The 21,121-nt window shown below is 63.9% G+C and carries 19 protein-coding genes, 1 tRNA gene and 1 pseudogene; 13 read left to right on the top strand and 8 right to left on the bottom strand.

Going from position 1 to position 21,121, the window contains the following annotated elements; translation table 11 throughout:
* Positions 1–965, bottom strand: a 965-nt coding sequence (rpsA, locus tag WBQ44_RS03405) for a 30S ribosomal protein S1 (RefSeq protein ID WP_495565325.1), incomplete at its 3' end; no start/stop codon positions are given.
* Positions 966–1,348: 383 nt separating this feature from the next.
* On the opposite strand from rpsA, the gene WBQ44_RS03400 reads away from it, so the two are divergent.
* Positions 1,349–2,152, top strand: a complete 804-nt coding sequence (locus WBQ44_RS03400) for a class I SAM-dependent methyltransferase (RefSeq protein ID WP_495565333.1) — start codon at positions 1,349–1,351, stop codon at positions 2,150–2,152.
* Here WBQ44_RS03400 and WBQ44_RS03395 read toward each other — a convergent pair.
* Positions 2,141–3,238 carry an isocitrate/isopropylmalate dehydrogenase family protein gene (locus WBQ44_RS03395; RefSeq protein ID WP_495565332.1) on the bottom strand — a complete coding sequence of 366 codons (1,098 nt, stop codon included), beginning with the start codon at positions 3,236–3,238 and terminating at the stop codon, positions 2,141–2,143. The two genes, WBQ44_RS03400 and WBQ44_RS03395, sit on opposite strands and share 12 nt — an antisense overlap.
* An 11-nt stretch (positions 3,239–3,249) precedes the next feature.
* On the opposite strand from WBQ44_RS03395, the gene WBQ44_RS03390 reads away from it, so the two are divergent.
* From WBQ44_RS03390 to trxA, 3 genes are all read left to right on the top strand, one after another.
* Positions 3,250–3,765, top strand: coding sequence for a 2'-5' RNA ligase family protein (locus WBQ44_RS03390; protein ID WP_495565324.1), 516 nt, complete (start codon positions 3,250–3,252; stop codon positions 3,763–3,765).
* A 221-nt stretch (positions 3,766–3,986) separates the two neighbouring features.
* Complete coding sequence (locus tag WBQ44_RS03385; protein ID WP_495565323.1) at positions 3,987–4,985, top strand: helix-turn-helix domain-containing protein; 999 nt, start codon at positions 3,987–3,989, stop codon at positions 4,983–4,985.
* Between the two features lie 73 nt (positions 4,986–5,058).
* Positions 5,059–5,433: a thioredoxin gene (gene trxA / locus WBQ44_RS03380; RefSeq protein WP_495565322.1), complete on the top strand. Its 375-nt coding sequence runs from the start codon at positions 5,059–5,061 to the stop codon at positions 5,431–5,433.
* Between the two features lie 62 nt (positions 5,434–5,495).
* Here the strand turns inward: trxA and polA are convergent, their stop codons facing one another.
* Positions 5,496–8,237 carry a DNA polymerase I gene (gene polA / locus WBQ44_RS03375; protein ID WP_495565321.1) on the bottom strand — a complete coding sequence of 914 codons (2,742 nt, stop codon included), beginning with the start codon at positions 8,235–8,237 and terminating at the stop codon, positions 5,496–5,498.
* Between the two features lie 295 nt (positions 8,238–8,532).
* On the opposite strand from polA, the gene WBQ44_RS03370 reads away from it, so the two are divergent.
* Genes WBQ44_RS03370 through WBQ44_RS03355 form a run of 4 tightly spaced genes read left to right on the top strand, consistent with a single transcriptional unit; the run spans position 8,533 to position 12,668 of the window.
* Positions 8,533–9,825, top strand: a complete 1,293-nt coding sequence (locus WBQ44_RS03370) for a branched-chain amino acid ABC transporter permease (protein ID WP_495565320.1) — start codon at positions 8,533–8,535, stop codon at positions 9,823–9,825.
* 5 nt (positions 9,826–9,830) lie between these two features.
* Positions 9,831–10,820, top strand: a complete 990-nt coding sequence (locus WBQ44_RS03365; RefSeq protein WP_495565331.1) for a branched-chain amino acid ABC transporter permease — start codon at positions 9,831–9,833, stop codon at positions 10,818–10,820.
* Positions 10,813–11,865 carry an ABC transporter ATP-binding protein gene (locus WBQ44_RS03360; RefSeq protein ID WP_495565319.1) on the top strand — a complete coding sequence of 351 codons (1,053 nt, stop codon included), beginning with the start codon at positions 10,813–10,815 and terminating at the stop codon, positions 11,863–11,865. Before WBQ44_RS03365 ends, WBQ44_RS03360 begins: the two co-directional genes overlap by 8 nt.
* Entirely contained in the window at positions 11,862–12,668 is an 807-nt protein-coding gene (locus WBQ44_RS03355; protein ID WP_495565318.1) for an ABC transporter ATP-binding protein, read from the top strand. Before WBQ44_RS03360 ends, WBQ44_RS03355 begins: the two co-directional genes overlap by 4 nt.
* 173 nt (positions 12,669–12,841) lie before the next feature.
* Here WBQ44_RS03355 and WBQ44_RS03350 read toward each other — a convergent pair whose 3' ends face one another.
* Positions 12,842–14,188 (bottom strand): ABC transporter substrate-binding protein, encoded by a 1,347-nt coding sequence (locus WBQ44_RS03350; protein WP_495565317.1) that lies wholly within the window; start codon positions 14,186–14,188, stop codon positions 12,842–12,844.
* A 182-nt stretch (positions 14,189–14,370) separates the two neighbouring features.
* Positions 14,371–14,988 carry an ANTAR domain-containing response regulator gene (locus WBQ44_RS03345; RefSeq protein ID WP_495565316.1) on the bottom strand — a complete coding sequence of 206 codons (618 nt, stop codon included), beginning with the start codon at positions 14,986–14,988 and terminating at the stop codon, positions 14,371–14,373.
* A gap of 164 nt (positions 14,989–15,152) precedes the next feature.
* Between WBQ44_RS03345 and WBQ44_RS03340 the strand changes: the two genes are divergently transcribed.
* A tRNA-Leu gene (locus WBQ44_RS03340) sits at positions 15,153–15,229 on the top strand.
* 288 nt (positions 15,230–15,517) lie between these two features.
* Here WBQ44_RS03340 and WBQ44_RS03335 read toward each other — a convergent pair.
* Complete coding sequence (locus tag WBQ44_RS03335) at positions 15,518–16,489, bottom strand: AraC family transcriptional regulator (RefSeq protein ID WP_495565315.1); 972 nt, start codon at positions 16,487–16,489, stop codon at positions 15,518–15,520.
* Between the two features lie 111 nt (positions 16,490–16,600).
* Here WBQ44_RS03335 and WBQ44_RS03330 point away from each other — a divergent pair, with 111 nt between their 5' ends.
* Positions 16,601–17,482 (top strand): NmrA family NAD(P)-binding protein, encoded by an 882-nt coding sequence (locus tag WBQ44_RS03330; protein WP_495565314.1) that lies wholly within the window; start codon positions 16,601–16,603, stop codon positions 17,480–17,482.
* Entirely contained in the window at positions 17,479–17,958 is a 480-nt protein-coding gene (locus WBQ44_RS03325; RefSeq protein WP_495565313.1) for an anthrone oxygenase family protein, read from the top strand. Before WBQ44_RS03330 ends, WBQ44_RS03325 begins: the two co-directional genes overlap by 4 nt.
* On the opposite strand, the gene WBQ44_RS03320 is transcribed toward WBQ44_RS03325, so the two are convergent.
* Positions 17,955–18,146, bottom strand: a complete 192-nt coding sequence (locus WBQ44_RS03320) for a hypothetical protein (protein WP_495565312.1) — start codon at positions 18,144–18,146, stop codon at positions 17,955–17,957. The two genes, WBQ44_RS03325 and WBQ44_RS03320, sit on opposite strands and share 4 nt — an antisense overlap.
* A gap of 76 nt (positions 18,147–18,222) precedes the next feature.
* On the opposite strand from WBQ44_RS03320, the gene WBQ44_RS03315 reads away from it, so the two are divergent.
* Entirely contained in the window at positions 18,223–18,792 is a 570-nt protein-coding gene (locus tag WBQ44_RS03315) for a DNA-deoxyinosine glycosylase (protein ID WP_495565330.1), read from the top strand.
* A 249-nt stretch (positions 18,793–19,041) separates the two neighbouring features.
* On the opposite strand, the pseudogene WBQ44_RS03310 reads toward WBQ44_RS03315, so the two are convergent.
* Positions 19,042–19,974: pseudogene (locus WBQ44_RS03310) on the bottom strand (glycosyltransferase 87 family protein); the annotation flags it as partial.
* Positions 19,975–20,094: 120 nt separating this feature from the next.
* Here WBQ44_RS03310 and WBQ44_RS03305 point away from each other — a divergent pair.
* The gene (locus WBQ44_RS03305) at positions 20,095–21,108 is read left to right on the top strand and encodes an alpha/beta hydrolase (RefSeq protein ID WP_495565329.1); all 1,014 of its coding nucleotides are present in this window, start codon (positions 20,095–20,097) and stop codon (positions 21,106–21,108) included.
* Positions 21,109–21,121: the final 13 nt, after the last annotated feature.

The following is a 21,121-nucleotide window of genomic DNA, read 5'->3' as shown; positions in this document are numbered from 1 at the left end:
ATGTGCACCAGACCCTCGATGCCCTCCTCGACACGGACGAACGCGCCGAACGGCACCAGCTTGGTGACCTTGCCGGGCACGATCTGCCCGATCGCGTGCGTACGGGCGAAGTGACGCCACGGATCCTCCTGAGTGGCCTTGAGCGACAACGAAACCCGCTCGCGGTCCTTGTCGACGTCGAGCACCTCGACGGTGACCTCGTCGCCCACCTGGACAACCTCGGAGGGGTGATCGATGTGCTTCCAGGACAGCTCGGAGACGTGCACGAGTCCGTCGACGCCACCCAGGTCCACGAAGGCACCGAAGTTGACGATGGAGGACACGACGCCCTTGCGGACCTGGCCCTTCTGCAGCTGGTGCAGGAACTCGCTGCGGACCTCGGACTGGGTCTGCTCAAGCCATGCGCGACGCGACAGGACTACGTTGTTGCGGTTCTTGTCGAGCTCGATGATCTTGGCCTCGATCTCCTTGCCGACGTACGGCTGGAGGTCGCGAACGCGACGCATCTCGACGAGCGAAGCGGGAAGGAAGCCACGGAGACCGATGTCGAGGATGAGTCCACCCTTGACGACCTCGATGACGGTGCCCTTGACGGCCTCGTCCTTCTCCTTGAGCTCCTCGATCGTGCCCCAGGCGCGCTCGTACTGTGCGCGCTTCTTGGACAGGATCAGGCGGCCTTCTTTGTCCTCCTTGGTGAGGACGAGTGCTTCGATCTCATCGCCGACGGAGACGACCTCGTTGGGGTCGACGTCGTGCTTGATGGAGAGCTCGCGGGAAGGGATGACGCCTTCGGTCTTGTAACCGATGTCGAGCAGAACCTCGTCGCGGTCGACCTTGACGATGGTGCCTTCGACGATGTCACCATCGTTGAAGTACTTGATCGTGGCGTCGATAGCGGCGAGAAAGTCCTCTGCGGAGCCGATGTCGTTGACGGCTACCTGCGGTGAGGTTGTGGTTGAGGGCATGTGTTGAGTTGCTCCGGACGGGTTGGGTATCGGTTGATGGATGTTCGGTCGGACCTTCACGTTTTTCGTACTGTAAGTCGCTGTTGCGAATAGCGCGTGCACCACGAAGGGCACGAACTGTCGAACAGATGAAGAACAAATGTATTCCCGCCGCGGCTGGGCGATACAGACGCAGCATGGACACACTCGCGTCCCACAGGGTACGCGACCCGGTCACACCTGGGCAAACCTACCCACCCGGCCGTTGTACCCCTGCGCCACTCGGTGCGACTAGCGTGTCGGCGGTGACCGACAGTTCCTCACACGATTCTCCGCCGCACGATCCTTCGCCGGCCGATCGTTCGCCGCCCGATGCGCCTCGGTCCCCCGTCCTACCAGGTCGAATCAAGATCGGCAGCGACGCCAGCGACCGGGCGTCGCGCACCTGGTGGGATTCGGACGCCGACGAGTACCACCGGACGCACGGCGAGTTTCTCGGTGTCGACGCCGCGCAAGGCGAGTTCGTGTGGTGCCCCGAAGGCTTGCACGAGGGCGACGTGCACTTGCTGGGCGACGTCGCGGACAAAGACGTGCTCGAGGTGGGGTGCGGGTCGGCGCCGTGTGCGCGTTGGCTGCAATCGCAGGGCGCGCGGGCCGTCGGCCTCGACATCTCCGCAGGGATGCTGCAGAAAGGTCTCGACGCCATGGCCGCAGGCGGGTCTGCAGTGCCGCTCGTTCAGGCGAGCGCGGAAGGTCTTCCCTTCGCGGACGAGAGCTTCGATGTGGCGTGCTCGGCCTTTGGGGCAGTGCCCTTCGTCGCCGATTCGGCGCGGGTGATGGCCGAGGTGGCGCGGGTTCTGCGCCCTGGTGGGCGCTGGGTGTTCGCGGTCAACCACCCGATGCGGTGGATCTTCCCGGACGACCCGGGGCCGGTCGGGTTGACGGCGACGATTCCGTATTTCGACCGAACCCCGTACGTCGAATTCGACCCTGACGGTACGGCGACCTACGTCGAGCACCATCGCACCGTCGGCGATCGGGTCCGCGAGATCGTCGCAGCCGGCCTGGAACTGCGGGACATCGTCGAGCCCGACTGGCCCGAGTGGCTCGACCGCGAATGGGGCCAGTGGAGTCCACTGCGCGGTCAGCTCTTTCCCGGCACCGCCATCTTCGTCTGCGTCAAGCCGCTTCGAGCGTCAGACGCGTAATGCTCGTGCGAGCACCGTCTCGGTGAACTCGCTGGTTGATGCCTGACCCCCGAGGTCGGCGGTGGCCACCCCCGACTCGAGCGTGCCGCGCACGGCGTGCCGGATACGTTCCGCGGCGTCGGAGAACCGTGCGTCGCCGTCGTGCGCGGTCAGCCAGTCGAGCAGCATTGCCGCGGACAAGAACAGGGCCGTCGGGTTTGCTCGATTATTTCCGGCGATGTCCGGAGCCGACCCGTGCGCCGCCTGTGCCATCGCCTGCGTTGCGGACGAGTTCAACGAGGGGGCCATCCCGAGCGATCCGGACAGTTCACCGGCGAGATCCGACAGGATATCCCCGAACATGTTTTCGGCGACGATCACGTCGAAGTCGCCACCCCGGCGAACCAGATGAGCGGTCAGGGCGTCGATGTGCTCGTCGTCGACGGTGACGGTGGGAAAATCTTCGGCAACGGACCGGCATGCCTCGAGGAACAGCCCGGTCGTCAGCGTCAGCACGTTGGTCTTGTGCACGACGGTAACGCGCCTGCGCCGAGTAAGGGCGAGAGTGAAGGCCTCGCGTGCGATGCGCTCGCAGGCCGTGCGGGTGAACACTCCTACTGCGAGCGCGACGTCGGGAGTCGGCATGAACTCGCCGCTGCCCACGAACATGTTGCGATCGGCGTAGAAGCCCTCCGTGTTTTCCCGCACGATCACCAAATCCATGGTCGGCGACATCGCACGTACGCCCGGGTGTGCAGCGGCGGGCCGGATATTGGCGAACAGGTCGAACTTCTTGCGCACGACTCCGCCCGGTGTGAGCCCCGATGCGAAGGGCTCGGGGTACGACGCACTGTCGTGCGGACCGAGGATCCATGCCGAGAGGGACTCCAGCGCGTTCAGGGTGATACCCGGGATCGGCGAGCCGTGCGAGTCGATCGCGTCCGCACCGAAGGGAAGTTCCACCCACTCCGCCGAGGGGGCGTGAACCGCCGACAGGGCGGTCTCCACCAGCCGCATCGTCGCGGGGACGATTTCGTGCCCGATGCCGTCGCCGATCAACGCGCCGATTCTTACCGTCTTGGATTCACCGTGAGCCACGTCCGTCATCATGGCTCACTATGGTGCAGTCTTTGGAACTGATCCTCGACGACACGCTCGACAAGGCTGTTCGACGCGAGTGGCACATGCTTCTCGACGCCGACCTGCCCAGCCAGGGTCGTCACACGGGAGAATCGAACCGCCCTCACATCACCCTGGCGGTCGCGGACGACCTCGACGAGATGGATGCCCGGATCGACGAAGAGATGCTGGCAGTTCGCTTCCCTGTCCGGTTGGGTGCGTTCGTCGTCTTCCGCGCGAAACACTTGACCCTCGCCCGGCTCGTCGTGCCGTCGAAGGAGCTCGTCAGCCTGCACGGCCGCACGTCGCTGCTGGCGGGTGCCGGCGACGACGTCCGGGCGCACACGACGCCGGGCAGGTGGACACCGCACGTGACGCTTGCCCGGCGCCTGACTCGCGTAGAACTCGCCGAGGCATTCCTGCGCTTGCACGGCTGCCCGTCGGATCTCGTGGGCAGCACCGCGGCGCTACGCCGGTGGGACGGCGAGGAGAAGCGGGAATGGCAGGTTCGCTGACCCCGCGTTTCAGCGGCCGGATCTAGAAACGGTAGTCGCCGAACTGAGTCGCCTCCGCATGGGTGTCGGGCGCGAACCCGAGTGCTGTAGCCGCGTACACGGTGGTCAGAACCGCGAGGAATATCAATGCCAGTGTCATGCCGCAAGCGTGCTACCAGGCGCTCGAGCCCGAAAGTGGCAGATACGACATAGTTCGTCGACTTTCTGCCATACTCGTGTTCATGCTGAAACGAGTGGTCGTACCGCTGCTGCCGCTGACGGAACAGTTCGAGTTGGGCGTTGCCTGCGAGGTGTTCGGATTCGATCGGTCCGACGAGGGCCTGCCCACCTACGACTTCTCGTTGATCGCGGGCGTCGACGAGCCGATCAGATCCCGTTTCGGCTACACCATCGACGTGCCGTACGACCTCGATCAGCTCGACGAAGCCGACCTGATCGTCGTCCCGGCGGGCGGCACGTACACCTCCGTCGACGGCGCCTACTTGTGCAACGCCGACTACGACGCGTCGATCGAGCCGCTGCTGGCAAAGTTGAGGGCTGCGGTTGCCCGCGGAGCCATGGTCGCCAGCCTGTGCAACGGGGCATTCCTTCTCGGCAAGGCCGGCCTCCTCGACGGGCGACGCTGTACGACGCATTGGCGACACTCGGAGCGTCTCGCGGCCGAGTACCCCCTGGCAGACGTCGACTGCGATGTTCTCTACGTCGACGACGGCGCTGTACTGACCAGCGCCGGTACGGCAGCGGGAATCGATCTGTGCCTGCATATCGTGCGTCGAGAACAGGGCAGCATCGTCGCGAACGGTATCGCTCGCCGGATGGTCGTGCCGCCGCACCGCGACGGTGGCCAGGCCCAGTTCGTGACGACTCCCCTACCCACCACGCAGGTGGAAACCCTTGCGCCGCTGCTCGACTGGATGACCGAGAACCTCGACGCCGAGATGACGGTGCAGAAGCTGTCGGTGCGAGTGAACATGTCGGCACGCACGTTTGCCCGCAGGTTCCAGGCAGAAACCGGTACGACGCCGGCTCGATGGCTCAACGACCAGCGAGTGCTCGCCGCGCAACAGTTGCTCGAGAACTCCGACATGTCCATGGACGTGATCGCCGAAAAAGTCGGCTTCGGCAACGCTGCAGTGCTCCGCCAGCACTTCGTCCGAGTACGGCGCACAACGCCCAATTCCTACCGCCGCACGTTTCGGTCGGAACCCGCTCGGGTGTAGCCGGGAAGCATTTCGCACCCTCGTGCGTTGGTGCCTACTACAGAGCGAGAATGACTTCGATGAAAGGGCAGGCGTGGCAACACAGACTTTGACTCAGCAGAACTTCGACGAGATCGTCGGCAACAACGACGTGGTCCTCGTCGACTTCTGGGCATCCTGGTGTGGGCCCTGCCGTCAGTTCGCACCGACCTTTGAGAAATCCTCCGAGGCACACCCGGACGTGGTGCACGCCAAGGTGGACACCGAGGCCGAGCAGGGGCTCGCGGCAGCAGCCAACATCCAGTCGATCCCGACGATCATGGCGTTCCGTGAGGGCGTCCTCGTTTTCGCACAGCCCGGTGCACTTCCCGCACCTGCGCTGGAAGATCTCGTGGGCCAGATCAAGGCACTCGACATGGACGAGGTTCGCAAGCAGATCGCCGAGCAGGAGACGTCGGCAGACGCCTAATTAGTAAATACGTAACGAACGAGGGGCCGATCGCATCCGCGACCGGCCCCTCGTTTGTTCGGTCAGTGAGCCGCTTTGTCCCAGCTCGCACCGGTGCCGACGGACACCTCGAGCGGGACGGACAGCACGATCGCCGACGACATCTTGTCTCGAACGAGCGCCTCGACCTGCTCACGCTCCGACTCGACGACCTCGAGAACGAGCTCGTCGTGCACCTGCAGCAGCATTCGTGAACGAAGCCCGGACGACTTCAGCGATTCGTGAACATCGATCATCGCAACCTTGATGATGTCGGCGGCCGTTCCCTGGATCGGAGCGTTGAGCGCTGCTCGTTCAGCTACCTCTCGCCGCTGCCGATTGTCGCTGGTCAGATCCGGTAGGTAGCGACGCCGGCCGTACAACGTCGAGGTGTAGCCGACCTTCCGCGATTCCTCGACGGCATTCCGCAGATAGTCCCGCACGCCGCCGAACCGAAGGAAGTACGCCTCCATCTGCTGCTTGGCCTCATCGGTCGAGATCTTGAGCTGCGCGGCCAGCCCGAACGCACTGAGTCCGTAGGCGAGCCCGTAGGACATGGCCTTCACACGGCGACGAAGCTCCGGGGTGACTTCTTCGATCGGCACCCCGAACGCGCGCGCCCCGACGAAACTGTGCAGATCCTCACCGGTGTTGAACGCTTCGATCAGGCCCTCGTCGCCCGACAGGTGCGCCATTATTCGCATCTCGATCTGGCTGTAGTCGGCGGTGAGCAACATGTCGTAGCCCTCACCGACGACGAAGCCGTTGCGAATCTGCCTGCCCGCTTCGTTTCGCACCGGGATGTTCTGCAGGTTCGGTTCGGTCGACGACAACCGCCCGGTCGCGGCAACCGTCTGATTGAACGTCGTGTGGATACGTCCATCGTCCGCGACCGACTTGAGGAGGCCGTCGACCGTCACCTTCATGCGGGTGGCGTCACGGTGATCGAGCAAGAACTTCAGGAACGGATGCTCGGTCTTCTCGAACATTCCCTGCAGAGCGTCGGCGTCGGTGGTGTAGCCAGTTTTCGTCTTCTTCGTCTTCGGCATGTCGAGTTCCTCGAAGAGGACGACCTGCAGCTGCTTGGGGGACCCGAGGTTGATCTGCTTTCCGATGATCTCGTACGCCGCGTTCGCTGCCTCGCTGACCTGGTCGGCGAAACGGCTCTGCATTGCGTGCAGGTGGTCGCGATCGACAGCGATACCCGTCGCCTCGAGGTCTGCGAGAACGGACAGCAACGGCAGTTCCATGTCCGACAGCAGCGACGTCGACTCGATGTTTTCCAGCTCGGCATCGAGAGCAGCGGCGAGGTCCGACACGGCCTGCGCGCGCAATATTTCACCCTCGGCGACGGCGGCCGCAGCGACGTCCTCGGTGTCGAGCAACGACAGCTGCCCCTCCACCGAATCCTCGGCTCGCAATTCACGCTTGAGGTAGCGCAGCGACAGATCGTCGAGATTGAAACTGCGCTGTCCGGGTCGGACGAGGTATGCGGCCAGCGCCGTGTCGCTGGTCAACCCGCCGAGCGACCACCCACGGCCACGCAGCGCATGAATGGCCCACTTGGCCTCGTGCAGAGCCTTGGGCTGTGCCGCGTCCGCCAACCAGGCCGCGAGTGCCTGCTCGTCGGATTGATCGAGCAATGCGGTGTCGACGAAGCCGCCCTCACCGTCGGCCGCCGCGATGGCAACGGACACGGCATCGCTGTCGAACGGCCGCCTGGGGCCGACGACGGAAAGACCGTGCCGCTCCCCGCTGGACGCGTGGGTCGCCAACCACTGTGCCAACTCCCCCACCGGCACGGTGCCGCCCTTGACGTCGAAGCCCTCTTCCGCTTCCGGCTCCGCGGACGACAACGTGTCGAACAGCCGGTCGCGCAGCACCCGAAATTCGAGGTCGTCGAACAAACCGTGGATCTTCTCTCGATCCCACGCGGCCAGTTCGAGTTGGTCCGGTGTGTACGGCAACGGAACGTCCCTGACCATTTCGGTGAGTTCGCGGTTGAGCACGACGCTGGACAGGTTGGCGCGCAACGCATCGCCCACCTTGCCCTTCACCTGGTCGACGTTGTTGACCAGTTCCTCCAGCGAGCCGTACTGAGCGATCCATTTGGTCGCGGTCTTCTCCCCGACGCCGGGGATACCGGGAAGGTTGTCGCTCGGGTCGCCGCGCAGAGCAGCGAAGTCGGGGTACTGCGCGGGTGTGAGCCCGTACTTGGTTGCCACCTCTTCGGGCGTGAACCGGGTGAGCTCGGAGACGCCTTTCTTGGGGTAGAGCACCGTCACGTTGTCGGTGACCAACTGCAGCGCGTCGCGGTCCCCGGTGACGACCAGAACCCGATACCCGAGAGCCGCCGCCTGCGTCGTCAGGGTGGCGATGATGTCGTCGGCCTCGAACCCGGCCTCGGCCATGACCGGGATGCCCATCGCCCCGAGGACATCTTTCGTGATGTCGACCTGCCCGGCGAACTCGTCCGGAGTCTTGCTGCGATTCGCTTTGTACTCGGGGAACCGCTCCGCACGAAACGTCTGCCGCGAGACGTCGAACGCAGCCGCGATGTGCGAGGGCTTCTCGTCACGCAACAGATTGATGAGCATCGAGGTGAACCCGTACACCGCGTTGGTCGACTGCCCGCTGGTGGTCTTGAAATTCTCGACGGGCAGCGCGAAGAAGGCGCGGAACGCGATGGAGTGGCCGTCGATCAGCAACAGCGTCGGCTGCTTGCCGTCCGCGGACTTGCCGGTCGAGGGAGCGGATACGGCACTTGCGTCGGTTACGGGGCTCACGATTGCCCAGTCTAGGTAAAGCGTCCGACAGGACGTAAGTGGACGGGAGACACCGGCTCACTCGTCAACCCGGTAGTTCGAAACACAAATGATACTTGCCGGAAATTCCAGACGCCGATTTCGAGCGCTTTCAACGGCTAGAGTCCGACAATTGCAAGCAGCCGAGCCCGAACACGGGCTCACCCCGACAACCGTCCGGAGGACGTGCGTGGCTCCAAATGTTCGATGGACCCGAAGGAAAACACGGTTCCGGTTCACCAACCGAAACTCGCTCCGCCTATTGAGACAGACCCTCATGTTGGCGATTCTCGGATCCATAGCAGCAGTGACGTTCGGCGGAACTGCTCTGGCGCAGGAAACGACCCCAACTCCCCCACCAGCTGTGTCGACGTCGGAGTCACCGCCGGCCGATGCAGTTTCCGTCAGCGGAAGCCTCAACAACGGCGGCGAGCGCCTCGAAGGCGTCGACGTCCGAGCCCTCGATTCGTCCGGTGCCGAGGTGGCCCGAACCACCTCGGAAACCGGCGGCCGCTGGACGCTCGAGATATCCCCCGGCACATACTCGTTCGAAGTGGTCGAAGACAGTCTGCCCGACGAGGTCAGCGTGCAGGGCCAGGTCGAACGAGAGGTTCTCGCCGGCCGGGCCAACACCGTGATCTTCTCGTTCGGTGAGGCGCGAACCGCGACCGAGGTGCCGCTCTACGAGCAATTCATCAGAACCACCGTCGACGGTCTTCGCTTCGGTCTCGTCATCGCGCTCGCCGCGGTCGGACTGAGCCTGATCTTCGGTACGACGGGTTTGACCAACTTCGCTCACGGTGAGCTCGTCACGCTCGGCGCCGTCGCGGCGTGGGTGTTCAACGTCAGTCTCGGCCTCCAGCTGATACCGGCGACGATCCTCGCAGTCATCGTCGGCGTCGCCATCGGCTGGCTGAACAACGCCGCGATTTGGAGACCACTGCGAAAGCGTAAGACAGGGCTGATCGCCCAGCTCGTCGTCTCCATCGGCCTCGCGATCGCGCTGCGCTACCTCATCCTCGTCTTCTTCTCCGACCGCGCCGAACCCTTCGCCGACTACCAGGCACAGACCCAGAACGAGTGGGGGCCCCTCGCGATCACCAACGTCAACCTCGCCTGCATCGTCATCAGCATCGTCGTCCTCGTCGGCGTCGCATTGATGCTGCAGCGCACGCGCATCGGCAAGGCAATGCGCGCCGTGGCCGACAACCGCGACCTCGCGGCATCGTCCGGCATCAACGTCGAACGCGTCGTCACCTTCGTCTGGTGTATGGGTGGTGGCCTGGCAGCCCTCGGCGGCGTCCTGTTCGGCCTATCCGAACTCGGCGGCCGAGTGCAGTGGGAAATGGGCTTCAAGCTTCTGCTGCTCATGTTCGCCGGAATTACCCTCGGCGGCTTGGGAACCGCGTACGGAGCACTCCTCGGCTGCGTGATCGTCGGACTCCTCGTGCAGTGGTCGACGATGATCATCAATCCCGATCTCAAATACATCGGAGGACTGCTCGTCTTGATTCTCATCCTCGTCGTCAGGCCCCAGGGCATACTCGGCTCGCGGCAAAGGATCGGGTGACCTCCATGGATATTCTCGGAGCACTACAGGTTTCGCTGGCCCAGCTGATCGGCCCCTCGGCAATCTTCTACGCCCTTCTCGCAATCGGTTTGAACCTCCACTTCGGCTACGCCGGTCTGCTCAACTTCGGTCAGATCGGCTTCGCATTGCTCGGCGGCTACGGCGTCGGCATCATGACCATCACCTACCAGCAGCCGTTGTGGGTGGGAATCCTCGTCGGTCTCGGCGCGGCCGGATTGTTGGCCCTGGTACTCGGTATTCCGACACTGCGTCTACGAGCCGACTATCTGGCCATCGTGACGATCGCCGCCTCGGAAATCTTGCGGCTCGTCTTCCGGTCGACCGCAAGCGATCCGATCACCAAATCAACCAACGGCATCTTCGGATTCGCCGATCCGTTCACCTCGCTCAGTCCGTTCGATTCGGGCAGGCAGTACGCCTTCCTCGGCGTCAAGTTCTACGGCGACGACCTGTGGGCGATGGTCGTGGGCTGGACTCTCGTCCTCCTTTTGTGCGGGCTGGTGTACCTTCTCACGCACAGCCCGTGGGGGCGCGTACTCAAGGCAGTGCGCGAGGACGAGGACGCTGCACGGTCTCTCGGCAAGAACGTCTTCGTCTACAAGATGCAGGCACTGGTACTCGGTGGCGTCATCGGCGGCATGGGCGGCGTGTTCAACGCACTCCAGACCAAGTCCATCAACCCCGACTTCTACTCGACCGCGCAGACGTTCTTTGCGTTCGGTGCTCTCATCCTGGGCGGCGCGGCCACGGTGTTCGGTCCGGTCCTGGGCGCGATGCTGTTCTGGTTCCTGCTCTCCATCCCCGACGCTCTGCTCCGGCAGGCCATCGCAGGCCCCGACCCCCTGCTGAATCTCACCGAACAGCAGGTCGGCGCAACGCGATTCGTGCTGCTGGGCATTCTGATCGCCGTCCTCATGGTGTTCCGACCCCAGGGCATCCTCGGCAACAAGCGAGAGGTCCAACTCAATGCGTAAAGAAACAGCGCCGCCGCCGACGCGTGCCGCCCGCGCCCTCACAGCCGAGCAACGCGTCGCACTGTTCGCCGACGTCCCCAACAAGCCGGGCGCACCCAAGCCCGACCCCACCCTCGTCGTGGACGGTGTCTCGCGCACCTTCGGTGGCCTCAAAGCAGTCGACGTCGCGCACCTCGAGATTCAGCGCGGGTGCATCACCGGGTTGATCGGACCCAACGGTGCCGGCAAGACGACTCTGTTCAACCTGCTCACCGGCTTCGACCGCCCCGACACCGGAACCTGGTCGATGGACGGGCAATCGCTCGGCAAGATGCACCCACACCAGGTGGCCCGCAAAGGCGTCGTGCGCACCTTCCAGCTGACGAAGGCACTGTCGAAACTGACGGTGCTCGACAACGTTCGGCTCGGCGCGACAGGTCAACGCGGCGAACGCATCCTGAGCACACTGGCACCCTGGACCTGGAAGAAACAGGAACGCGAGGTGACCGAGCGGGCGTACCAACTGCTCGAACGGTTCAAGCTCGACGCCAAGGCCGACGATCTCGCCGGATCGATGTCCGGTGGTCAGCGAAAGCTCCTCGAGATGGCGCGGGCACTGATGACGGACCCCGCGGTGGTCATGCTCGACGAGCCGATGGCCGGCGTCAATCCTGCTCTCACACAGAGCCTTCTAGGTCACATCAAGTCGCTCCGCGACGACGGTATGACGGTGGTGTTCGTCGAGCACGACATGGACGTCATCCGAGACATCAGCGACTGGGTAGTCGTCATGGCCCAGGGCAGCGTCATCGCCGAATCGACGCCGGAGGAGCTGTCCAACAACGGCGCCGTCGTGGACGCGTACCTGGGCAGTCATCACGACCAGGCACTCGAATTCGACTCCGACGGTAATCCGGTGGGCGCGACGGCAGTACTGGCCGAGGCACTGCAACAGGCCGAGGTCGAAGAACTCGAAGCAGGAGGTGACCTGTCGGAGCCGGAGTTCGCGTCTCCGACCGACACCTCGGCGGCGGTGGGCAAGCACGCCAAGGGAGACGAGAAATGAGCGAACCGAACACCGAGAAGCTGACAGCCGCCGAGTTCGCGGCCACGCCGGGCGAACACGCTCGACTGGCCGAGGGTGCTCTCGTCCGCGCGGACAACCTGGTGGCCGGCTACATCCCGGGCGTCGACATTCTCAGCGAGTGCAACTTCTTCCTCCGTGACGGCGAGATCGTGGGCATCATCGGGCCGAACGGCGCCGGCAAGTCCACCCTCCTCAAGACGCTGTTCGGCCTCATCCCGGTCCGGGAAGGCTCGGTGAAGTTGCGCGGTGACAACATCACCGCGGCGGAAGCGCACGTGCTCGTCACCAAGGGTGTCGGCTACGTTCCGCAGACGCAGAACGTGTTTCCGTCGCTCACCATCGAGGAGAACCTCGAGATGGGAATCTATCTGCGTCCCAAGAAGTTCTCCGAAAGGTTCGATTTCGTCAGCGAACTCTTCCCGCTCCTCGGGGAACGCCGAAAGGTGAAGGCAGGCGCCCTGTCCGGTGGCGAACGACAGATGGTCGCCATGGGCCGGGCACTGATGATGGAGCCATCGGTACTGCTCCTGGACGAGCCGTCCGCCGGCCTCTCCCCCATGTTCCAGGATGAGGTGTTCATCCGCTGCAAGAAGATCAACGCGACGGGCGTCTCCATCATCATGGTGGAGCAGAACGCCCGTCGTTGCCTTCAAATCTGCGACCGCGGCTACGTCCTCGATCAGGGGCGAAATGCGTACACGGATACCGGAACCAACCTGATGAACGACCCCAAGGTCATCGAGCTGTATCTCGGCACGTTGGCGGGCAGCAAAGAGAAGTAGGTTCGCTTACCGACGGAATAGCCCGGACTCCCGCAGGGTCCGGGCCTTTCCGTGTGAGTGGACGATCACCCATGGGGCCACGAAGGGGCCGACCATCTGTCTCGGACGTGAGCGAGCCCCGATCCGCGGTGCGGATCGGGGCTCGCTGACTTCGATCAGATGATTACGCCAAATCACTCACCGACGACGATGTAATCCGGTGTCGGCTCGACGAGCTTGTTGTCCGGTCCGAACAGCAAGCTGCCGTACGAACCGGTAGCAGGCTCGCCACCGTCGGTGAAGTTGAGCTCACCGGTGACACCGTCGTAGTCGACGTCGGTGCCCGCCTGGAGAAGCGGAAGGCACTGCGCGAACGTGGTGCACTTCTCGCCTTCCTTGGTGACGCTGTTGATGTTGGCCGCGATATCGGTGCCCGCGGTCGACTTGGCCTGTTCGGCAGCAAGCGCCGAGATGATGACCGCGTCGTACGTCTCACCCGCGTAGTTGAAGTCCACGAGCGCGGGATCGACAGCCTTGAGGCGGTCCTGGAACTGCGGTCCGACATCGGTGAGAGGAGTGGTTCCCCGCATCGTGTTGAGCAAGCCCGGTGCGACGGACTCGCCGAGCGCGTTACCCATGTTCCCGTCGACGCCGTAGACGAGGGTGCCGTCGGACGGACCGATACCCACCTCGTGCATGCGGGTGATGATCTTCGCGGACTCCTCGAAGCCGATGATCGCCACGGCGTCGGGCGCGAAGTTCTTCACATCGTCGACCTCGGCGTTGAACGACTGCGCGTTGGGGTCGTAGATGATCGTCTGAATCTGGTCGGACGGGATACCCGCCGCTTCCAGGTTTTCCGAAGTGTTCGACGCGAGCCCGGTGCCGTACGGGTCGTTGAGCGCCAGGATGGACACACGCTGAGCGCCGTCTTCGGCGATGAGCTGGGACAGAGCCTGGGCCTGCAGAACATCCGTCGGAGCAGTGCGGAAGTACTGCCCCTTGTCCGGGTAGCAGACGAACTGGTCGGAGGTGTTGGCCGGCGAGAACTGCACGACGCCCGCGCTGGTGATCTTGTCGATGACCTTCAAGGACACGGACGACGATGCTGCACCGACGATGACGTCGGCACCGCCGGACAGCAGGCGGTCGACGGTGGTGTTCGCCGTGTCGGTCGTGGTGTCACCGGAATCGCCGGGGATCAGCTGGATGGGCTGTCCGAGGACGCCGCCGGCCGCGTTGATTTCGTCCGTTGCCAGGCGGGCGCCCGCGACCTCGGGTGGTCCGAGGAATGCGAGGCTGCCGGTTTCGGGTAGTAGTGTTCCGACGACCAGAGGCGTCGTGACCGGCGTTGCACCGGCTTGCGCCTGCTCGGGAGTGCAGTCGGTCGATACCGTCGACTCCTCTGCAGCCGAACTTTCACCGCTGGCGGAGCTGGAACTGTCTCCCGAGCTCGAATCATCGCTCGAAGAACAGCCGAAGAGCGCCAATGAAGCAGCACCCAGCACCGCAGCCGTGCGGACATATGTCCGTTTTGCCATCTAGGTCTCCTTGATCGATCTCAATATGAAGCGCACGTGAGTAATGCGCCTCATGTGTGGATCAGACGCTAGCTGTCAGAACGGTTTTGCGATCGGTGAGAACACTGCTCGTGACCTGAATGTGACCTGAACTGCCGATGTTTAACGTGGCCGTAGCGTGAACTGCCATGGCGGCCCGACGCTCAGGCATCGGCGGGCTTGTCGAGGGTGTCGATGATGACCTCCGCGACCGCCTTCATCGTCGTGCGCCGATCCATCGCTGCGCGCTGAATCCACTTGAACGCCTCCGGCTCCGACAGTGACTGAGACGTCATCAGCATGCCCTTGGCCCGCTCGATCAGTTTGCGCGTCTCCAGCCTTTCCTGGAGGTCCGCGATCTCGCTCTCGAGCGCACCGATCTCGCTGTGCCGACTGGCAGCCAGCTCGACGGCGGGCATCAGGTCGGCCTTCGAGAACGGCTTCACCAGATACGCCATGGCGCCCGCGTCACGCGCTTTTTCGACGAGCTCGCGCTGGCTGAACGCGGTCAGAATGACCACGGGTGCAATGCGCTTCTCGGCGATCTCCGACGCTGCATCGATGCCGTCGCGGCGGGGCATCTTCACATCCATGATGACGAGGTCCGGTCGCAGTTCTATTGCGAGATCGACGGCCCGCTGACCGTCCGCGGCCTCACCGACTACCTCGTATCCCTCTTCCCTCAACATCTCGACCAGGTCGAGCCTGATCAAGGATTCGTCCTCGGCCACCACGACACGCAGAGCGCGCTTTCCACCCTCGGGCGCAACAGGAGCATTCATGAAATCTGGTTCTCCTTCGACGAAGTCATCAACGCCGAGAGGAGCCGGACAGTGCACCCCAGGGGCTCACCCCGGCTCCCACCGGGTCGATCAACATTAGAAGGGTACCGGTGTACAGACCCTTCAGCGCATCTTCTAAAGTAGTGAACCGCAAGACAACGCCAGCCCTCGTATCCCAATTGGCAGAGGAAACGGATTCAAAACCCGTCCAGTGTGAGTTCGAGTCTCACCGAGGGCACCACACTCCCCGTCCGCAGTCGACGGACCACTGGCCACCGAAGCCGAAATCGCCGTTGGCTCAACGTCGAAGACGCTGGCAACGCGGCTGCGTCAACAGGCCGACAGTGGGGTTACATACCCAGTAGTCTTCGATGCCACGACACCGGCGCAGGCACCTTGTGCGCGGAGCGTGTCACTCACCGGTTCGGAGATGCTGCAGACCGCTCGGACATGCAGTGGGTCCACTACCAGTGCAGTGCCGACGATCGACACGTCACCGGATACGTGGATCGCCCCGTCACCGACTGAGTCAGGACAGCAGGGACACGTCGGGACGCCGACGGACGCTGCCCGGCGACATTCCGAGGGTTCGCTTGAATGCCCGGCTGAACGCCGCTTCGGAGCGATAGCCGCTGCGCCTCGCCAATTCGGCAACCGTCACATCGCCCGACTGCAACGCGTCGTGAGCCCCCTGAATGCGCCATCGCGCGAGATAGCGCATCGGACTTTCGCCCACCAGGGTCGTGAAGCGCGCGGAGAACGCCGAACGAGACATCGACACCTGTTCGGCCAACGACGCGACCGTCCAGGGCCGGTGAGGCTCCCGGTGGATGATCGCCAACGCCGGACCGACGACGGGATCCTGTAGCGCTCCCAGCCACCCCACTTTTGCCGCGGGGTCGCTCTCGATCCAGGAACGCAGGGCTTGGATGACCAAGATGTCGGACAAACGCGTGATGACTGCTTCTCCCCCGGGACGCAGATGCCGGGCCTCGTCCGCTATGACGCCGAGCGTGCTGTGCATCCACGACAGGTGGGGTGACGGCGCCGCTTCGACGACGATCAGCGGCGGCAATGACGCGATCAACGCAGCCGCCGAAGGGTGGTCCAGGCGAACGGCTCCGCAAACGAGGGTGGTGGGTTCGCCGGCCCCACCGTGCCGGACGATCGCGTAGCGATCGCTGACGTACTGGTGAGGCAGGTCGTACACCATGAGCGCGGACTGTGCAGAGCGTTCGTCGCTGGACAGGGTGTGGCCCGAACCATGTGGCACCAGCGCGAATTGGCCCGGCGAGAGGTAGCGCGCGGGAGATCCCTGGACGTCGAGTCGGCACCGCCCGGCAGTCACGACGTGGAACCACAGACAGTCCGCCATGCTGGGCATCCCGAGCCCCCAGGGCTCGCTCAACTCCGACCGACAATAGAACGCGCCGGTCATTCGAAGGAAGTGCAGCGCCTCGCCGAGCGGGTCGGGTGAGGTCCATGGGTCCGGTCCGCGCATGCACTGATCGTACCTCCTGTTGGACGCAGGAGCATGAAATGGCGACCTTGAGGCATGGACACTCCAGGACTGGACTGTGATGCTGGAGTGCACACCAACGAAGGATTTGTCATGATCACCGTTCTGGGCGCCTCGGGCAACGTCGGCAGCAAGGTGGCGCATGCCGCCATCGACTCCGGACAACACGTCGTCGTCGTGGGACGCGACGGCGCAAAGCTGCAAAAACTGGGCGAACGCGGCGCCGCGGTTCGGGTTGGCGATATCTCGAACACCTCATGGCTCGTCGACGCACTCGCCGGTAGCGACGCCGTGTTCGCCATGCAGCCAAGCAACCCGTTTGCACCCGACTACGCCAACGAACAGGATCGCTTCGGCAGCTCGATCTGTGCTGCCATCACGAAGAACGCGATCTCCACGGTGGTCGCGTTGAGTAGCCTGGGCGCAGATCGCGCCGATGCCCCGGGCGTCATCGGCGCCCTCCATCGGCAGGAACGCCGATTGGCTGCCCTCGACGCCGACCGGGTGATAATTTCGCGTCCGGTGTCGTTCTTCGAGAACTTCTCGCCCGCGGTCGACCAGCTGACCGACAGCGGCACTCACGTCGACTCGGTGCGAAAAGACCTTCCGATTCCGATGATCGCCACTGCCGACATCGCGTATGCCGCGGTCCGAGCGTTGACCGACATCACGTGGTCGGGGTTCGCACACATCACACTGCTGGGCCAGCGCGACATCAGCTACGACGAAGCCACCGTCGTACTGGGCGAAGCCCTCGGTCTCGACACCGCGCGCTATCAACAGTTGCCGTACGAGGCGATGCTCGGCGTGCTGACCGAGATCGGACTTTCGGCCGACTACGCCCGCCACTACGTCGAGATGACTCGCGCCTTCAACAGCGGTGAACTGACGGATCCTGTTGCCCGCACCGAGGCCAACACGACGACGACACGTTTCGAAGATTTCGCCCGATCGTTGGCGGGTCGGTCGTCGTGATCGAAAATGTCACCGCGATCGCAACCGTCGTGGCCGCCGTCGGAACCGGCCTCACTGCCGGGGTGCTGCTGGCTTTTTCTGTTGCGGTGGTGCCGGCGCTCAGCACCAGACCGCGCAGCGAAGCGGCCGCGACGATGCAGGTAATCAACATCGTCATCATCGCGCCGGTATTTCTGGCGGTGTTTCTCGGGAGCGCTGTCGCCGGCGTCGTCGCCGTCGTAGGCGCGATCGCGACCAACGACTCCGAGCGCCTGTACATCGGAATCGGAACAGCCGTGTACGTCACCGGCTGCGTGATCGTCACCGCTGCGGTGAACGTGCCCCTGAACAACGCGCTTGCACAGACCGATCCTGCGACCACCGACGGCGCCGCGACCTGGGACAGCTATCGCTCGCGGTGGACCCGGTGGAATCACGCCCGAACGGCCGCGGCCACCGCGGCCTGTGTCTTGTCGACGGTGGCGGCCGCGATCTAGGGCGTCCGATGACGCGTGCGGATCTCTTCTTCGAAACGTTCGATCAGACGGTCGGTCTCGGCCAGGGATTCGTCGCGCGCACCTTCGTCCATCGACGCGTCCCTCCCCCGACGTAGGGCCGCCAGTTCTGCTTCGAGTTCGTGATTGTCGAGTACGCGTGGATCCAACATCTCGTCATTGTCCGCCATCCAACCTGTGCCGCGTGCGGTAATGCCACCGTGAGATCCTGAACTTGTGACGACGGTGCACAGTTTCGATCCGATAATGAACGACACCGCGCACACACTGATCTTGGGGTCGATGCCCGGCGCGGCGTCTCTGGCGGCGCAGCAGTACTACGCCCACCCCCGCAACGCCTTCTGGCCCATCATGGGTCAGCTGTTCGGCGCCGATGCGTCGCTTCCGTACAGCGAGCGGGTGAACGTGTTGTCACACAACGGCATCGCCGTGTGGGACGTGCTGAAACTGTGCACGCGACGAGGGAGCCTCGACTCGTCGATCGTCGAATCCTCCATTGTCGCCAACGACTTCGTAACCCTGTTTCGCGACCATCCGTCGATCGATACCGTCTACTTCAACGGGGCCAAGGCCGAAAGCAGCTACCTGCGGCACGTGGCGCCGCTGACCTCCGGATTTGACCTGCGGTTGGTGCGGCTCCCCTCGACCAGTCCCGCTCATGCGTCGATGTCCTTCGATACCAAGCTCGTGGCGTGGCGTGCTGTTGCGAACCCCGCTGTTGCGAACCCCGCTGTTGCGAACCCCGCTGTTCCGAACCCCGCTGTCGGGAACTCCGGCACGACGACCGAGCCACCTGATCGACAGGGCTGTCAGTAGCACGCCGAATACCATGGGATAGGCATTCCTGGTAAGCAATTCGGTCCACGCTGCGCCGCCGAACATGAACGTCCCGATAACGGCGACTCCCCCGGCCGCCGTCCAATACCACGCTACGAACGGCAGTAACAGGGTGGCGGGAACGAGCTTCCGCCATACCCCGGGTGCGCGGCACGAGTAATCGAGAACCAGGACCGCCAACGGCACGCACCATACCCAGTGATGCCCCCAGGAGAAGGGCGACACCATCGGAGTTGTCAGGCCGCACAGCGTCAACGACAACAGGTGAGCCCCGCGGCGTCGAGCGACGACAGCGCCCCACAGACCGAGCGCAGCTACGACGAATGCACACGCCGCCCACACCGCGAACGGCGGCGCACCGTCATTCCACACTCTGGCGAGCATTCCGTGGATCGACTGATTCGCAGGCGATCGGAGCAGTCCGATCCGATCCGACTCGAAGATCGCCGACGTCCAGAATCTCCACGCGTCGCCGAACAAGACGAGGAATCCAACGACGACGGTTGCCGCGAACGTGGCCGCCGCGACGAACGCAGTGCGCCACTCGCGCAGCGCAAGCAGGTAGACGACGAAGAACGCGGGCGTCAGTTTGAGACCTGCTGCCACGCCGACTCCGACACCGCGCAGCCTGCTGTCTTCGCGGCGCCCGAGATCCCACAGCACCAGGACCAGGAGCAGCAGATTGATCTGACCCAGCCACAGTGTCATGCGTACCGGTTCGAGCCACGTCGACGCCGCGACCACTCCCAGGCTGACGATGTGCGTACTCGAGCCGCGGTAACCCAACAACCTCCAGCTGAGCAGCACCGCGAGGTACAGCAGTCCGAGGTTCAGCGCGCCGACCAGAACAAAAGTCAGCGGAATCGACAGCATCGCGAGCCCCGCGAACACCAGCGCAGCGAACGGTGGATAGGTGAAGGGAAGACCGGTCTCGAAGAGCGTGAACGTGTAGAGCGACTCCGCGGACAGCACAGTACCGCCGCCGTGGCGATATACGACGGCATCGACTCCGTTGCCGAAAAGCCCGAAGTGCGAGAAGTACCCGAGAAGCGAGCCGTGTGCGCACAGTGCCACCACCGCAACCAGCAGCGATACCGTCACCCACAAGCGCCCGTGGTGTCTGGTGTCGACCGTCTGCTGCCCCGAACTTCCGTTCGCCATACCTCGGGACGCTACTTCGCGATGCAGAAAACTCACGGACCGACACGAACCGACCGTACGTTTCGCAACGAATTCGTTAGCCTGCGCCCGCCGTTCCCATGTCACGATCGAGCCATGCAGATGTGGCTGGTGGGACTCAAGTGGCGAATGGGACACAAGTGGTGGAAAGTGCGATCGGCATCGGCGGCTGTTGCGATGGTCGCCGCAGCCTGCGTGTTGACCGCCGGACTCCCCGCCGATGCAGCACCGAGTGACGGCGTCAGGGTGACCGGCTCACGGGCGATCAGCGAGACCCATACCGTGCTCGACGTCTATTCACCGTCAATGGACAAGATCATTTCGAACGATGTGCTGCGCCCCGCGACGGGCGGAACCCTTCCCACGCTCTATCTGCTCAACGGGGCTCTCGGCAACGAGGACGGCGTCGGATGGTTGAACAACTCTTCCGTCCAAGAATTCTTCGCCGACAAGAGCGCCACGGTGGTGGTACCCATCGGCGGACGGTTCAGCTTCTACACCGACTGGCAAGCTCCCGACCCCGTGCTGGGGACGTACAAGTGGCAGACGTACCTGACGCGCGAACTACCACAGGCCATTGCGTCCGAGTTCGGTTCCACAGGCCGCAACGCGGTCGCCGGACTGTCGATGAGCGGCGGACCGGCGCTGGACCTGGCGGCTCAGGCACCTGATGTGTTCGACGCCGCGGCCTCGTTCAGCGGGTGCCCTGCGCCCTCGAATCCCCTTGCGACGGTGGGCATCTCGGCGATGATCGCGGGAGGTCTGAACAATCCGTTCAACATGTGGGGCCCACCCGGTAGCCCGGGCTGGCGCGAACACGACCCCACCGTCAACGTCGAACGCCTTCGCGGAACTGCCGTCTACGTCAGCGCATCGGCCGGCCTACCGGGATCGGTGGATCGCATTCCCGTCGGTGCCGTTCCCCCGTTCGGCGGGATTGCCGTCGAAGGCCTCGTCAACTACTGCACTTCGTTGTTCGTCGATGCCCTTCACCGACACGGTATACCGGCGACGATCTCGATGCGGGAGCGCGGCGCACATACGTGGCCACTGTTCGAGGATCAACTGCGAGAAGCATGGGACACCACGATCGCGGGCGCTCTCGGCACCCGCTGAGCGCCTCGAACCG

It is taken from the genome of Rhodococcus sp. (in: high G+C Gram-positive bacteria) (genome assembly GCF_049591685.1).
Taxonomy (GTDB): domain Bacteria; phylum Actinomycetota; class Actinomycetes; order Mycobacteriales; family Mycobacteriaceae; genus Rhodococcoides.
This window is presented reverse-complemented; position numbering and strand designations above follow the sequence as displayed.